The following is a 14,379-nucleotide window of genomic DNA, read 5'->3' as shown; positions in this document are numbered from 1 at the left end:
ACGCCTGTGCGGGGCCCCACCACTACGTAAACGCGCAGCACGAGCTGCGGAGATACGAGCGTGTAAGCGTGGCGGGAGAGGCGCGGAAGAAGTGAGGGGAGGGCTGGGCCTAAGAATTCCGACGGGGGAGGGGCGATGAACTATTCTCACTAGGTAGGAATGCTCTGGCACCACCGTGAGCGTTCGTTGGTAGCGCCGCCCCGCGGCGCGGTCGGCGGCGCGCCGGAGCGCCGCGGGCAGAGCCTTAGATACAGGCGTTTATAAGGCGTGGACAGGAAGGCAGACACACGTGCACAAGGAAATGAACCGCAACCTGGGCAAGAAGCTTGCCGTGGCGGGCTCGCTCCTGCTGGGTAGCTTCGCGCTCACCGGCTGCGAGGTAGCCCCGCCGCAGGCCCTGGCCAACGTGCTCGACATGGGCTGGCCGGACCCCGTCACCCCCGAGGGTGCCCAGATGTACAACTTCTGGGTCTGGGTGTGGCTTGCGGCCTGGATCATCGGCATCATCATGTGGGGCCTGTTCCTCTTCGGCATCTTCAAGTGGAACGCCAAGGCGCAGGAGAAGAAGTCGGGCGAGGAGTTCCCGAAGCAGCTCCAGTACTACGTCCCGCTGGAGCTGGGCTTGACCATCGTGCCCATCATCATCGTCTTCGTCTTGTTCTTCTTCACGGTGCAGGCGCAGACGAAGACCGTGGCACTGGATAAGGACCCGGAGGTCACCGTCGATGTCACCGCCTTCCAGTGGAACTGGAAGTTCGGCTACGCGCAGATCGACCCGGCGCTCTCGCCGACGGGGCAGGCCTACGAGGGCGTCGATAAGGAGCGCCAGGCGCAGGCCGAGAAGACGAAGCACGACGCCGAGGAGCTGCCGAACGCGAACCCGATCCACGGCACCTCGCTGGGCGATCTGTCCTACCTTAACTACAACCTCATCGAGACCGTGGGCACCACCGAGGAGGTCCCGGTGCTGGTGCTCCCCACCGACACCCCGATTGAGTTCCGCCTCGCCTCCGGCGACGTCAGCCACGCCTTCTGGGTCCCGGAGTTCCTGTTCAAGCGCGACGTCTACGCCCACCCCGAGGCCAACCAGCAGCAGCGCTCCTTCCAGATCGAGCGCATCGAGCGCGAAGGCGCCTTCGTCGGCCGATGCGCCGAGATGTGCGGTACCTACCACTCGATGATGAACTTCGAGGTTCGCGCGGTCTCTCCGGAAGACTTCGCGGCATACATCGCGTTCCGCAACGACAACCCGGAGGCCTCCAACGCTCAGGCGCTGGAGTCCATCGGCCAGGAGCCCTACGCGACGACGACGCACCCGTTCAACTCGGACCGCACGGGCACGCGCGGCGGCGAGAACTACAACGACCCCAACCAGAACGTCTAAGAAAGCGAGAGTAGAACCATGGGACCCGGCTCTAAAGTCTTCTACGCCCTGGGCACCTTCCTCGGCCTGATGTCCGTCTTCTACATCCTGGCGACGAACTGGGTGGGCGACGATGCCTACCTGTTCGGCGTCGAGTGGGTCGGCAGCGTGGGCCTCGTGCTCGCCACCGCACTCGCGTTCATGCTTGCGGTCTACCTCGACTTCACGGAGCGCCGCATGGACGTCGTCCCGGAGGACTGGGAGGAAGCCGAGATCGAGGACGGCGCCGGCGTGCTCGGCTTCTTCTCGCCCGGCTCGATCTGGCCGTTCGCGATGTCCGCCGCGATCTTCTTCCTCGGCCTGGGCCTGGCGTTTTGGCAGCTCTGGCTCGTCGCCATCGGCGCGGTGCTGTTGATCTGGACCACCACGCAGCTCAACCTGCAATACGGCATCCCCCGCGAGAAGCACTAGAGTTTACGCATCTCCCGCGGAATTTCCCCCCGCCGCCGTCTTCACCCCACGGCGGCGGGGGATTTTTCTGCCCAGGTTTGCTGCGGGCGGGGAGTGTCATACGAAAGTTGGCCCCCGCCCGGGGATGAGAAATATGTGAAATACCTCACCATCGGGAACTTCCCGCCCCCGGGACGCGAGCGTGCGCGGGGCACGGTTTCCGCCGCCTCTGGTGCGGCTGTGGGGGAGCGCGCACGCGCCGCGCGGGTGACCTGCGCCGATCTGCGTCGGATGAGAACGTGCAATAGTTCCCGGCCGTGCGAAAACTTTTCGCACCCACAGTGGGTGGAAAATAACGGCAGGTCCGCCCGGTTCTTTCAGAGGAGATCCGGGGGTATACGAGGTGACTTTCAGGGCCATTCGGTGCGATAATCACATGCGTGACGACCGCAATGAGTAACCAAGAGATGGCGACACCGTCTGATCGTGTCCCTGTGCTGAACCGGCCAAACATGGTCAGCGTGGGCACGATCGCGTTCCTCGCCCAGGAGTTGATGTTCTTCGCCGGGCTATTCGCGATGTACTTCACGTCGCGCGCGAACGGCATGACGGCGGGGGACTGGCACCACCAGACCGAGCACCTCAACGTGCTCTTCGGCCTGATCATCACGATCGTGCTTGTCGCGTCGTCCGTGACATCGCAGTTCGGCGTCTTCGCCGCCGAGCGTGGCGACGTCTATGGGCTGCGTCGCTGGTTCGGCGTGACCATCGCGCTCGGCCTGGTCTTCCTTGGCCTCGTGGCCTACGAGTGGACCGAGATGGTGCTCCACGGCGTGACGCCGCAGGCCAGCGTCTACGGCTCGGTGTTCTACATCATCACCGGGTTCCACATGGCGCACGTCACCGCGGGCATCCTCGCCTTCGTGGTCGTCTTGCTCCGCGTGGCTAAGTCCAAGTTCACCCCGGCCCAGGCCACCGCCGCGATGGCGACGTCCTACTACTGGCACTTCGTCGATGTCATCTGGATCGGCGTCTTTATCACCATCTACCTCGTCCAGTAGGTAAGCGCCCTCCCGCCACGCGCGGGCGGACGACACCGAGGATGGGACAGAACATGACATCGCATTACTACATGAGTCGCTAAAGGGAACATGATGGAAAACACCCCCAAGAAGGCCCCCGCAACGGCGCGGAGTCGCCGCAAGCTGAGGCGTACCGTCGCCGGCGCCGCAGCGCTGACCTTCGGTCTCACCGGCGCCGGCTTCGCCGCAACCGCTCTGGCCCCCAACCCCCAGGTGGCCACCGCGCAGCGCGATGACCAGGCACTGATCCAGGAGGGCAAGGACCTCTACGACACCGCCTGCATCACCTGCCACGGCGCCAACCTCCAGGGCGTGGCCGACCGCGGCCCGTCCCTCATCGGTACCGGCGAGGGCGCCGTGTACTTCCAGGTCAACTCTGGCCGTATGCCGATGATGTCGAACGATGCTCAAGCCGAGCGCAAGCGCCCGCGCTACACCGAGGAGCAGGCGCTGGCCATGGCCGCCTACGTGGCGGCCAACGGCGGCGGCCCCGAGCTCGTCTACAACGAGGACGGCTCGCTGGCCATGGAGGAGCTGCGAGGCAAGAACTACGACGGCCAGATCCAGGCCGGCGACGTCGCCCGCGGTGGCGAGCTGTTCCGCCTCAACTGCGCGTCCTGCCACAACTTCACCGGCCAGGGCGGCGCGCTGTCTTCCGGCAAGTACGCGCCCCACCTTTCTCCCGCTAACGAGCAGGAGATCTACCAGGCCATGCTGACCGGCCCCCAGAACATGCCGAAGTTCTCCGACCGCCAGCTCACCGCGGACGAGAAGAAGGACATCATCGCCTTTATCAAGTCCGCCAAGGAGACCCCGAGCCCGTCCGGTTGGGCGCTCGGCGGACTCGGCCCGGTGTCTGAGGGCATGGCTATGTGGATCATCGGCGTTACCATCGTCGCCGCCGCTGCTATCTGGATTGGATCGCGCTCATGAGCAATGAAGTGAAGAAGAACTACACGAATGCGGAGCTTGACCGCATGAACAACGCCGAGCTCGCCGCTCTCGGTACCGAGCTCGACGATGTGACGGTGGCCTACCGCAAGGAGCGCTACCCGGTCGAGGGTGATCCGCGCGAGAAGTCCGCCGCGGCGAACGTCAACTTCTGGCTGGCGCTGTCCATCCTCATGGGCATCGCGTTTTTCGGTGTCTACCTGTTTTGGCCGTGGGAGCCGAAGTTCCACGGCGACGACGGGCTGTGGATCTACACCCTCTACACCCCGCTGCTGGGCCTGACCTCGATGCTGGGCCTTGGTTCCCTGGGCATCGCGATCATCCAGTACGTGAAGAAGTTCATCCCCGAGGAAATCTCGGTGCAGCGCCGCCACGACGGCCGCTCCAGCGAGCTTGATCGCCGCACGACCACGGCGCTGCTTAACGACGCCTGGGAGACCTCGACCCTGGGGCGTCGCAAAGTGATGATGGGTCTGCTCGGCGGAGCGGGCCTGCTCTCGGGCCTCATGATCGTCGCCCCTCTTGGCGGCATGGTGAAGAACCCGTGGCGTCCGCGCACCGAGATGGGCTACCACGGCGACGGCACCCTGTGGACCCACGGGTGGACGAAGGCCGAGGAAGGCGTGAAGGTCTACCTCGGCCGTGATACCGGTGCGATTGCAGAGCTCCACCACGGCGAGGGCGGAAGCCACTACACCACCGCGGGGATTTCCCGCCTCGTGCGTATGCGCCCGGAGGACCTCGCCGCCGCCTCGATGGAGACGGTCTTCCCGCTCTATGAGGAGGACGTCAACGACGGCTCCACCTACGACGCGGGCCGCGACGTCTACGAAAACCACATGCACTCGATCCACGGGCCGCGCAACGCCGTCATGCTTATCCGCCTGCGCACCGAGGACGCCAAGCGCGTCGTCGAGCGTAAGGGCCAGGAGGAGTTCCACTACGGCGACTACTACGCGTACTCGAAGATCTGCACCCACATCGGCTGTCCGACGTCGCTGTACGAGGCACAGACGAACCGCATCTTGTGCCCGTGCCACCAGTCGCAGTTCGACGCATTGCACTACGGCAAGCCGATCTTCGGGCCGGCCGCGCGTGCGCTGCCGCAGTTGCCTGTGACAGTGGATGAAGAAGGTTACCTCGTTGCCAACGGAAACTTCATTGAGCCCGTTGGCCCGGCATTCTGGGAGCGTAAGTCCTAATGAGCACTAAACTCGCACAGGTCGCAGACAACGTCGACTCGCGCTACACCATCTCCGGTGTCCTGCGGCCGCAGCTAAACAAGGTTTTCCCGACCCACTGGTCGTTCATGCTCGGTGAGATGGCGCTCTACAGCTTCATCATCTTGCTGCTGACCGGTATCTACCTCGCGCTGTTTTTCGATCCGTCGATTACCAAGGTGATCTACGACGGCGCCTACCTTCCGCTTAACGGCGTGGAGATGTCGCGTGCCTACGCCACCGCGCTCGATATCTCCTTCGAGGTGCGCGGCGGCCTGTTCGTCCGTCAGATGCACCACTGGGCGGCGCTGATGTTCATGATGGCGATGTTCGCCCACATGCTGCGCATCTTCTTCACCGGCGCGTTCCGCCGCCCCCGCGAGGCGAACTGGATCATCGGCGTCACCCTCATCCTGGTCGGCATGGCGGAGGGCTTCCTCGGCTACTCGCTGCCGGATGATCTGCTCTCCGGCGTGGGGCTGCGCATCATGTCCGCTATCATCGTCGGCATCCCGATCATCGGCACATGGATCCACTGGGCGATCTTCGGCGGCGACTTCCCGTCCGACCTGATGCTCGATCGCTTCTACATCCTCCACGTGCTTGTGCTGCCGGGCCTCATCCTCGCCCTCGTCGCGGCGCACCTCCTGCTCGTGTGGTTCCAAAAGCACACCCAGTTCCCGGGCCCGGGCCGCACGGAGAACAACGTCGTGGGCATCCGCATCATGCCGGTCTTTGCCGTCAAGGCGATTGGCTTCATGTTCGTCGTCTTCGCGGTTCTCGCGGGCATGGCGGGCCTGACCACCATCAACGCCATCTGGAACCTTGGGCCGTACAACCCGTCGCAGGTCTCCGCTGGTTCGCAGCCCGATATCTACATGCTGTGGACGGACGGCGCGGCCCGCGTCATGCCGGCCTGGGAGCTCTACCTGGGCAACTACACCATCCCCGGCGCGTTCTGGGTGGCCCTCATGTGCGGCATCATGGTCGTGCTGCTCTTTACCTACCCGTTCATCGAGCAGAAGCTCACCGGCGATACCGCCCACCACAACCTGCTGCAGCGCCCGCGCGACGTTCCGGTGCGCACGGGCGTGGGCGTGATGGCCGTGACCTTCTTCCTGCTGCTGACCATCTCCGGCGGTAACGACCACGTGGCGCACTTCTTCCAGATCTCGCTCAACGCGATGACCTGGGTTGGACGCATAGGCCTGATCGTGCTGCCGCCGCTGGCGTACTTCATCACCTACCGCATCTGCGTCGGCCTGCAGCGCTCGGACCGCGAGGTGCTCGAGCACGGTATCGAGACCGGCGTGATCAAGAAGCTGCCGAACGGCGCGTTTGTGGAGATCCACCAGCCGCTCGGCCCGGTCGACGAGCACGGCCACCCGATCCCGCTGGAGTACCACGGCGCGCGTGTGCCGAAGCAGCTCAACCAGCTCGGCTTCGCCGACTCCGAGACCGTGGGTACCTTCGCCCCGGCCGATCCCGAGATCTCCGAGCGGGTGCGCGAGGCCTCCGCGCGCAACCACCACGAGGAGATCGAGACGCTGCGCGCCCTGGAGGAGACCAAGGGTGCGAGCGACCGGGATGCCTCCCTGCGCGAGGGCGAGCAACACTAGCTCCCCTCGAGACCTCTGAAGGGCCCCTCCCATAGCGGGAGGGGCCCTTTGTTACGTTTCGGTAAAGGCGGCTCGCGCAGGGCCAGTCCTTGAATGTGCTCAAGGTCACAAAAGCACGTGTGCGCGTGTTGTGGATAGGTGTCTGCACGTGGGGGAGAGGCACCAGAGTTCCCAGATCGCGCAGGTCAGGGGGCTGTGTATGGAAGTCTGTGCGCCTCGAGGGTCGATCGCGTAGCCCGCCGACTCGGGCTGGTGGGGCCCGCGGCGAAAAATAACAGACCAATAACGAATGTCGCGTTGGACAAGAGCCGTTGCAGTTTCGTAACCTTACCGAGACATTGCGGCAACGAACGTTGGATGCAAGTTACGAAAGACAAGAACATATGACGCCGAGTCCCCTGGCTTCGGGCCCGCACCTGCAGGTCGAAGCCTGGGGAGCCGGGGACCCACTGAGGGCCCTTTGCGGGGCCGAATTCCTGGGGTGCATGGGCGCGAGGGTGCCCGCCGATGCGGCGGGCGCGGAGCGATTCAGGGCTGATCTCAAGCCTAACCCGTCAGCTAACCCGGTAGGCACGAGAAGATATGGAGAAATTTACGTGGCAAAGCATCGTCGCTTGAGCTCGTCTACCGCACGCAACCTCGCAGCAGCCTCCGCCGTCGTGACCGGCGCGGCGCTGCTCGCCCCCGCGCCCGCTCACGCGGCGCAGGTGCAGGTTCCCAACACCCCGGTCTCCGTCGAGATCCCTGGCATCGAGGGCGTTCCCGGCATCGCCACCATCCCCGGCATCGAGGCGTGGATCCCGTCCCTGGCGGGGCAGGGCAACGCCACCTCCAGCGATATTGCGTCCGCAATCGCCGCGGTCAAGGCCATCCCGGGCGTTGCCAACGTCCCCGGCTTCAGCGAGTTCATCGCTGAGGTCGAGGCACGCTACGCGCAGCCGGAGGAGGCCTACACCGCCACCGCGCCGATGAACGTCGAGGCTGCCGCCGCTCCCGCGCCGGCCCCCGAGGTCTCCCCGGGCCAGCAGATCGTCGATATCGCCCGCTCCAAGGTGGGCGCACCCTACGTCTACGGCGCGTCCGGCCCGGATGCGTTCGACTGCTCCGGTTTCACCTCCTGGGTCTACGCCCAGGCGGGCAAGTCCATTCCGCGCACCTCGCAGGCACAGGCGTCGTCCGGGATGCAGGTCTCCCGCGCCGATATCCAGCCGGGTGACATCGTCGTCTACTACGGCGGCGCCTCCCACGTGGGCATCTATGCCGGCAACGGCACGATTATCGACGCGCTGAATTCCGGCATCCCCGTCGGCGAGCGCTCGATCGACATGATGCCGATTCACTCCATCGTGCGCTTCTAGGCCGCGCCACCCCAGCCTCACATTGTCGGCCTCGTCCCGTTGAGGGGCGGGGCCGACGTGGCGTTTGTCAGGCTTCGAAAAGCGGCTTGCTTTCGGCGCCGCGGGCGCTATAGTAATGTCACAGTTCTATAAAGCCGCGCCCATCCCGGAGCCTAGGGAGTGCGTGCGCGAGACCCCGCCTTAGGAAGGATCCCCCGTGGGACGACACGCTTCTACGCCGCGCTCCGGTGCAGGCCGCACGACTGTCTCTGTTGCCGCGATCGCCGCGGTAGCCGCGAGCTCGTGGGCGGCCATCCCCGCCCGGGCCGACGACGTCGATGCCCTCATCAAGGAGCTGGCCGCAACCTCCGATGAGGCGACGGCGAAGATGGAGGAGATCAAGGCACTCGAGGTCGAGATCGACCAGGCACAGGCGGACCTCGAAAAGAGCGTGCGTGACGTGGAAGTGGCGCAGTCCAAAGCCGCCGCCGCGCGCGACGTGCGTAACGCGCAGCAGGGCGCGGTCAACGACGTGGCAACCTCGACGTACCGCACCATGCAGGTCGATAGCGTCGTGAACACGCTGGGCTCGCAGACCCCGCAAGAGATCATCGACAAGACCACCTACCTCGGTTCGATCGCGCGCAAGCGCCAAGAGGAGCTCGATGTCCTCAAGCTTGCCTCGCGCGACGCCATCGATGCGGCCCGCGCCGCGGACGTGGCCAAGGCGGCGGCGCAGTACAAGCGGGGCAAGCTCGAGGCGCAGCGCGCAAGGCTCGAAGAGGAGCGCACGGCGATCGAGGGCCGGATCAAAGACGTTGAGGCGAAGGTCGACGCGCTCTCGCCCGAGGCGCGGCTCGCGTGGATGAACCAGGGCAACCCGGTGCCCGCCGATCTGCTCGATCCCAGCGCGTTTGCCGGCGGCATCGTCGGCGCCGCCATGGGGCAGCTGGGCAAGCCCTACGGCTGGGGTGCTTCCGGGCCCGATGCGTTCGACTGCTCGGGTCTGATGGTGTGGGCGTATTCCCAAAACGGCAAGTCGATTCCGCGCACCTCTCAGGCTCAGCTCGCCGGGGGCACGCCGGTGCCGCTCAACCAGCTACAACCGGGCGATATCGTCGGCTACTACCCGGGCGTGACGCACGTGGGCATGTACATCGGCAACGGCCAGGTTGTCCACGCCTCCGACTACGGCATCCCCGTCCAGGTCGTGCCGCTGAACTCCATGCCCATACAGGGGGCGGTGCGCTACTAGCGCCCCCTCCCGCGCAATGCCGACGCTCCTGGTCACCAACGACTTCCCGCCCACCGTGGGCGGGATCCAGTCCTACCTGCGCGATTTTTCCGACCAGCTCGCCCGCATCGCCGGCGCGGACGAGCTGGTCGTCTTCGCCTCGACGCAGGATGCGGAGGCGGCGCGCGAGTTCGACGCGAGCGTGGGCTACACCGTCATCCGCTGGCCGCGCCGCGTCATGCTGCCGACCCCGGCGACCGCGCGCACGATGCGCGAGATCATAGCGCGCTACGGGGTGGAGACTGTCTGGTTCGGGGCGGCAGCCCCGCTGGCGCTGATGGCTCCCGCGGCGCGGGCGGCAGGGGCGCGGCGCGTGGTGGCCTCCACCCACGGACACGAGGTGGGCTGGGCGATGCTCCCCGTCGCGCGCCAGGCGCTGGGTGTCATCGGGCGGGGCGCGGACGCGATCACCTACGTCTCCCGCTACACGCTTGGCCGGTGCCGCGGGGCGCTGGGAGCCTCCGGCGCGGAACCGGAGTTTGCGGCTCTGCCGTCTGGGGTGGATACCGGCTTTTTCCGTCCCGCCTCGCAAGAGCGCGCCGCCGAGACGAGGAGGCGCTTCGGGCTCGGTGCCGGCCCTCTCATCGTGTGCGCCTCGCGGCTGGTGGCGCGAAAGGGCCAGGACGTGCTTATCGACGCCTTGCCGGCCGTCACCCGCGCCATCCCGGGCGCCCGGTTAGTCATCGTCGGCTCGGGGCCATACGAGCGCTCCCTGCGCAGGCGCGCGAGGGGCAGCGCCGGCGCGGTGCTCTTCACAGGCGCCGTCGGGCGCGAGGACCTGCGCGATATCATCGCCGCCGCGGACGTCTTTGCCATGCCGGCGCGCACCCGCGGCGGCGGGCTCGACGTCGAGGGCCTAGGCATCGTCTACCTCGAGGCCGCCGCGTGCGGCGTGCCCGTGGTGGCGGGGCGCTCGGGCGGCGCGCCCGAGACGGTGGGGCCCGGCACCGGCGTGGTGGTCAACGGCCGCGACCGCGGCGAGGTGGCGGCCGTGCTCATCGAGCTGCTCGGTGATCCCTCGCGCCGCCGCGAGATGGGGCGCGCCGGGAGGGCGTTCGTGCAGGAGGCGTTTAGCTGGGAGGTGCTCGGGCGCAGGCTTTACGACCTTGTGCGCGCTCCCGATTGTCCTGCAGATTAAGATTTCTGCTTATGCTTATGGATCCCGCCATTGCGCCGCTCGCCGTCGGTTTCGACATCGGCGGTACCAACACCCGCGCGGGTGTTGTCACCGGCTACGGGGACATCATCGATTCCCGCTCGACGCCCACCCCCGAGGACGTCGGCGAGCTCACCGCGGCGATCACCGGCCTGGTGGCCGACCTGCGGCGTGACCACGACATCGCCACCGTCGGGGTGGCACTCGCCGGCTTTCTCGACCCGGCGTGCGAGAAGGTGCGCTTCGCCCCGCACCTGCCGTGGCGTAACGACGCCCCAGTCAAAGCGTTGCTCGAATCCGCCATCGGGCTGCCGGTGAGGCTCGAGCACGACGCGAACGCCGCGGCGTGGGGCGAGTATTGCTTCGGCTCGGCGAAGGACGCGGAGACGTGGGTGTTTTTCGCCGTGGGCACCGGGATCGGGGCGACGCTCATGCACCGCGGCGAGATCTACCGCGGGTCCTTCGGCACCGCGCCCGAGTTCGGGCACCTCACGGTCGTGCCCGGGGGGCGGGTGTGCTCGTGCGGCAAGCACGGTTGCCTGGAGCGCTACGCCTCGGGCACCGCGTTGGTCGATACCGCGATCGAGGTCGCCGGCGCGGGTGGGTATAGGGGCTGCGGGTTGTACCGGGCTGTCGTCGACAAGCGTGCGAGCGGGCACGACGTCATGGCGGCCGCTCGCAGCGGCGATGCGTTAGGGGTTGCGGCCGTCGATATGTTTGCCGACTGGCTAGGCAAGGGCCTCTCTATCGTTGCCGACGTGCTCGATCCCAAGCTCATCGTGCTCGGCGGGGGAGTGAGCAACGACGCCGACCTGTTTTTGCCGCGTGCGCGCGAGACGATGTCGCGGGAGGTCGTGGGAGCCGGCTACCGGCCGCTGCCGGAGGTCGTGTGCGCCGAGTGCGGCCCGGAAGCGGGTATGCTCGGTGTGGCCGATTTGGCGCGGGAACTGGTCGCAGGCGTGTGAAGGAACAGTGATAATGCACAAGTGGTACGAGGTCTATAGAGCCACCCTCGGCGTGTTTCTGCTCGTGTGGAACCGCCCGACTATCCATGGGCGGCGCAACATCCCGCGCAATGGGGCGGCGATCTTGGCCTCGAACCATCAGGCTGTGCTCGATTCCTTCTTCCTGCCGCTCATGCTGTGGCGTCATCTCACCTTTCCCGCGAAGAAGGAGTACTTCACCTCGCCGGGGATTGGCGGGCGGCTGCAGAAGTTCTTCTTCACCTCGGTGGGGCAGATCCCGGTCGATCGCAGCTCCGCGGGGGCCGCGGACGATTTGCAGCGCGCCGCGAAGGAGGTCTTCGACGACGGCAGGCTGCTCGGCATCTACCCGGAGGGCACGCGCTCGCCTGACGGCAGGCTCTATAAGGGGAAGACGGGCATGGCGCGCCTGGCGATGACGAACAACGTCGACGTCATCCCGGTGGCGATGATAAACACCCGCAAAGCCAACCCGATTGGCACGTTTTTCCCCCGCCCGCGCCACGTGAGCATGCGCATTGGGGAGCCGATCAACCCGCACGCGTGGGCCCGCGAACACGGGTTCGATCCGGATTCGCGCGAGGTGATGCGCCCGTTTACGGACTACGTGATGCACCGCATCCAGGAGCTCTCGGGCTACCCCTACGTCGACGCGTACGCGGCGGACGTGAAGCGCTCGCTCGAGGCCGGCCTGGGCTACCCCGAGGGGACCGAGCCGACCGAGCCGACCGGACCGACCGGGCCGGAGGCGCGCTAATTAGAATGTGGGGAATGGACCGTGATCTCCTCGCCCGCATCATCGTGTGCTGCCTGCTGGTGGCGGCGTTTCTGACCGCCTCGAGCACGGGGCGCTTCGTCGGCATCGTTGGCCCTCTCAGCGTCGTGGGCGTGGCCGTGGCGATGTTCTGGCCGCGCGGGAAGTGAGCGAGGTGCGCTACTTCTACGACACGGAATTCCTCGAGGATGGGGTCACCATCGAGTTAGTCTCTATCGGGATCGTGACTGAGGACGGGCGCGAGTACTACGCCGTGTCCACGGAGTTCGACCCGGCGAAGGCGAACCGGTGGGTGCGCGAGAACGTGCTGGATAAGCTGCCGAGCCCGTCCGCCCCACAATGGCGGCGCAAGGACGTCATCCGCGGTGGGGTGTTCGACTTTCTCACCCACGGCGATTCCCGGCCCGAGCTGTGGGCGTGGGTGGGAGCCTACGACCACGTCGTGCTCGCGCAGCTCTGGGGCGATATGTCGGAGCTGCCGCGCGAGCTGCCGCGCTACACCCGAGAGCTCAAGCAGTACTGGGAGATGGCAGGCCGCCCGAAGCTGCCCGATCTGCCGAGCGGTAACCACGATGCGCTTGTCGACGCCCGCCATAACCTCGCGAAGTTCAAAGCCTGCCAGGCCGCCTTGCCGCTCGACCCCGGCGGCCGCGTGTCCACATGTTGAGAGGCGCCTCCCGTCTGGTGAATTGCACCGATGGTGACCTGGGGTGTCCAATGTCACGTGGCCATGATAGAACTTAAGGGGTGAGTTGGACTATCGACATCCCCAAAGACGTTCTGCCGGACCTCCCCCCGCTTCCTGGGGACCTTAACGAGAGGTTCCAGGACGTCATTGCCCGCGATGCAAAACAGCAGCCGTCCTGGGACGCGGCCGAGGCGCAGTACGTGCGCAAGATCCTCGAATCGGTCCCGCCCATCGTGCTTGCCGCCGAGATTGAGACGTTAAAGAAGCAGCTCGCAGATGTCGCCTTGGGCAAGGCGTTCCTCTTGCAGGGCGGCGATTGCGCGGAGACCTTTGAGTCCAACACCGAGCCGCACATCCGCGCTAACGTGCGCACGTTGCTGCAGATGGCGGCGGTGCTGACCTACGGCGCTTCCATGCCCGTAGTCAAGCTTGGCCGCATCGCCGGGCAGTACGCCAAGCCGCGCTCGCAGGACCTCGACGGCAACGGTCTGCCGAACTACCGCGGCGACATCGTCAACGGAGTTGAGCCCACCGCCGAGGCGCGCCGGCACGACCCCGCCCGCATGGTGCGTGCCTACGCCAACGCGTCTGCCGCGATGAACCTCGTGCGCGCGCTGACGACCTCCGGCACCGCTGATTTGCACCACATCCACGACTGGAACCGGCAGTTCGTCGCTGCCTCTCCCGCGGGCGCGCGCTACGAGGCTCTTGCTCGCGAGATCTCTCGGTCGCTGGCCTTCATGAGCGCCTGCGGCGTCAACGACGAGCAACTGCGCACCAGCGAGATCTTTGCCTCCCACGAGGCGCTGCTGGTGGACTACGAGCGTGCCATGCTCCGCCTCGCGGAGGACTCGCACGGCGAGACGAAGCTCTACGACCTCTCCGCCCACCAACTCTGGATCGGGGAGCGCACCCGCGGCATCGAGGACTTCCACGTCAACTTCGCCGCCTTGATCAACAACCCCGTCGGCCTTAAGCTCGGGCCCAAGGTTACCCCGGAAGAGGCCGTTGCCTACGCCGACAAGCTCGACCCGGAGCGCGAACCGGGCCGCCTCACCATGGTTATCCGCATGGGCCACGACAACGTGCGCAAGGTGCTGCCCGGAATTGTCAAGGCCGTGGAGGCCTCCGGCCACAAGGTCGTGTGGCAGTCGGACCCGATGCACGGAAACACCTTTACCGCGTCGAATGGGTACAAGACCCGCCACTTTGACAAGATCATCGACGAGGCCCAGGGCTTCTTCGAGGTCCACCGTGAGCTGGGCACCCACCCGGGCGGCATCCACATCGAGCTCACCGGCGAAAACGTCACGGAGTGCCTCGGCGGCGCGCAAGACATCACCGATGTCGACCTGCCGGGCCGCTACGAGTCCGCCTGCGACCCCCGCCTCAACACCGAGCAGGCACTCGAGCTGGCCTTCCTCGTCGCGGAGATGCTGCGCTACTAGCGCTACTAAGGGC

14 protein-coding genes and 1 riboswitch are annotated in these 14,379 nt (G+C 66.3%); all 14 genes read left to right on the top strand.

The window, feature by feature from the left end; translation table 11 throughout:
• Window positions 1-289 precede the first annotated feature (289 nt).
• The 14 genes from ctaC to C3E79_RS07630 all read left to right on the top strand — a co-directional run bounded on the left by ctaC (window position 290) and on the right by C3E79_RS07630 (window position 14,366).
• Complete coding sequence (ctaC, locus tag C3E79_RS07690) at window positions 290-1,384, top strand: aa3-type cytochrome oxidase subunit II (RefSeq protein WP_412778857.1); 1,095 nt, start codon at window positions 290-292, stop codon at window positions 1,382-1,384.
• An 18-nt stretch (window positions 1,385-1,402) separates the two neighbouring features.
• Window positions 1,403-1,834 carry an aa3-type cytochrome oxidase subunit IV gene (gene ctaF, locus C3E79_RS07685; protein ID WP_108404385.1) on the top strand — a complete coding sequence of 144 codons (432 nt, stop codon included), beginning with the start codon at window positions 1,403-1,405 and terminating at the stop codon, window positions 1,832-1,834.
• A gap of 419 nt (window positions 1,835-2,253) precedes the next feature.
• Entirely contained in the window at window positions 2,254-2,874 is a 621-nt protein-coding gene (ctaE, locus tag C3E79_RS07680) for an aa3-type cytochrome oxidase subunit III (protein ID WP_179948266.1), read from the top strand.
• Between the two features lie 93 nt (window positions 2,875-2,967).
• The gene (qcrC, locus tag C3E79_RS07675) at window positions 2,968-3,828 is read left to right on the top strand and encodes a cytochrome bc1 complex diheme cytochrome c subunit (RefSeq protein WP_108404384.1); all 861 of its coding nucleotides are present in this window, start codon (window positions 2,968-2,970) and stop codon (window positions 3,826-3,828) included.
• Window positions 3,825-5,048, top strand: coding sequence for a cytochrome bc1 complex Rieske iron-sulfur subunit (gene qcrA, locus C3E79_RS07670; RefSeq protein ID WP_108404383.1), 1,224 nt, complete (start codon window positions 3,825-3,827; stop codon window positions 5,046-5,048). Before qcrC ends, qcrA begins: the two co-directional genes overlap by 4 nt.
• Window positions 5,048-6,685, top strand: a complete 1,638-nt coding sequence (gene qcrB, locus C3E79_RS07665; RefSeq protein WP_108404382.1) for a cytochrome bc1 complex cytochrome b subunit — start codon at window positions 5,048-5,050, stop codon at window positions 6,683-6,685. Before qcrA ends, qcrB begins: the two co-directional genes overlap by 1 nt.
• A 377-nt stretch (window positions 6,686-7,062) precedes the next feature.
• Window positions 7,063-7,269, top strand: a riboswitch (cyclic di-AMP (ydaO/yuaA leader).
• 12 nt (window positions 7,270-7,281) lie between these two features.
• Window positions 7,282-8,043 carry a C40 family peptidase gene (locus tag C3E79_RS07660; protein WP_235840595.1) on the top strand — a complete coding sequence of 254 codons (762 nt, stop codon included), beginning with the start codon at window positions 7,282-7,284 and terminating at the stop codon, window positions 8,041-8,043.
• A gap of 196 nt (window positions 8,044-8,239) precedes the next feature.
• On the top strand, window positions 8,240-9,277 hold the full coding sequence (locus C3E79_RS07655) for a C40 family peptidase (protein ID WP_235840594.1): 1,038 nt from the start codon (window positions 8,240-8,242) through the stop codon (window positions 9,275-9,277).
• 16 nt (window positions 9,278-9,293) lie between these two features.
• Window positions 9,294-10,454: a glycosyltransferase family 4 protein gene (locus C3E79_RS07650; RefSeq protein WP_108404380.1), complete on the top strand. Its 1,161-nt coding sequence runs from the start codon at window positions 9,294-9,296 to the stop codon at window positions 10,452-10,454.
• Between the two features lie 17 nt (window positions 10,455-10,471).
• Window positions 10,472-11,437, top strand: a complete 966-nt coding sequence (locus C3E79_RS07645) for an ROK family protein (RefSeq protein ID WP_412778856.1) — start codon at window positions 10,472-10,474, stop codon at window positions 11,435-11,437.
• A gap of 13 nt (window positions 11,438-11,450) precedes the next feature.
• Window positions 11,451-12,212 (top strand): lysophospholipid acyltransferase family protein, encoded by a 762-nt coding sequence (locus C3E79_RS07640; RefSeq protein WP_108404378.1) that lies wholly within the window; start codon window positions 11,451-11,453, stop codon window positions 12,210-12,212.
• Window positions 12,213-12,226: 14 nt separating this feature from the next.
• The gene (locus C3E79_RS11395; protein ID WP_158268479.1) at window positions 12,227-12,379 is read left to right on the top strand and encodes a hypothetical protein; all 153 of its coding nucleotides are present in this window, start codon (window positions 12,227-12,229) and stop codon (window positions 12,377-12,379) included.
• Window positions 12,380-12,384: 5 nt separating this feature from the next.
• On the top strand, window positions 12,385-12,897 hold the full coding sequence (locus tag C3E79_RS07635) for a polyadenylate-specific 3'-exoribonuclease AS (protein ID WP_108405113.1): 513 nt from the start codon (window positions 12,385-12,387) through the stop codon (window positions 12,895-12,897).
• An 80-nt stretch (window positions 12,898-12,977) separates the two neighbouring features.
• On the top strand, window positions 12,978-14,366 hold the full coding sequence (locus C3E79_RS07630; RefSeq protein ID WP_108404377.1) for a class II 3-deoxy-7-phosphoheptulonate synthase: 1,389 nt from the start codon (window positions 12,978-12,980) through the stop codon (window positions 14,364-14,366).
• Window positions 14,367-14,379 lie beyond the last annotated feature (13 nt).

Source organism: Corynebacterium liangguodongii (assembly GCF_003070865.1).
GTDB classification, from domain to species: Bacteria; Actinomycetota; Actinomycetes; order Mycobacteriales; family Mycobacteriaceae; genus Corynebacterium; species Corynebacterium liangguodongii.
The sequence above is the reverse complement of the archived record's forward strand: the minus strand, read 5'-3'. Positions and strand labels throughout refer to the sequence as shown.

What these genes read in the sequence shown, in the direction of transcription:
- ctaF (WP_108404385.1), top strand. Translation starts at nt 1,403, where the DNA reads ATGGGACCCGGCTCTAAAGTCTTCTACGCCCTGGGCACCTTCCTCGGC.
- qcrC (WP_108404384.1), top strand. Translation starts at nt 2,968, where the DNA reads ATGGAAAACACCCCCAAGAAGGCCCCCGCAACGGCGCGGAGTCGCCGC.
- qcrA (WP_108404383.1), top strand. Translation starts at nt 3,825, where the DNA reads ATGAGCAATGAAGTGAAGAAGAACTACACGAATGCGGAGCTTGACCGC.
- qcrB (WP_108404382.1), top strand. Translation starts at nt 5,048, where the DNA reads ATGAGCACTAAACTCGCACAGGTCGCAGACAACGTCGACTCGCGCTAC.
- C3E79_RS07650 (WP_108404380.1), top strand. Translation starts at nt 9,294, where the DNA reads ATGCCGACGCTCCTGGTCACCAACGACTTCCCGCCCACCGTGGGCGGG.
- C3E79_RS07645 (WP_412778856.1), top strand. Translation starts at nt 10,472, where the DNA reads ATGGATCCCGCCATTGCGCCGCTCGCCGTCGGTTTCGACATCGGCGGT.
- C3E79_RS07640 (WP_108404378.1), top strand. Translation starts at nt 11,451, where the DNA reads ATGCACAAGTGGTACGAGGTCTATAGAGCCACCCTCGGCGTGTTTCTG.
- C3E79_RS11395 (WP_158268479.1), top strand. Translation starts at nt 12,227, where the DNA reads ATGGACCGTGATCTCCTCGCCCGCATCATCGTGTGCTGCCTGCTGGTG.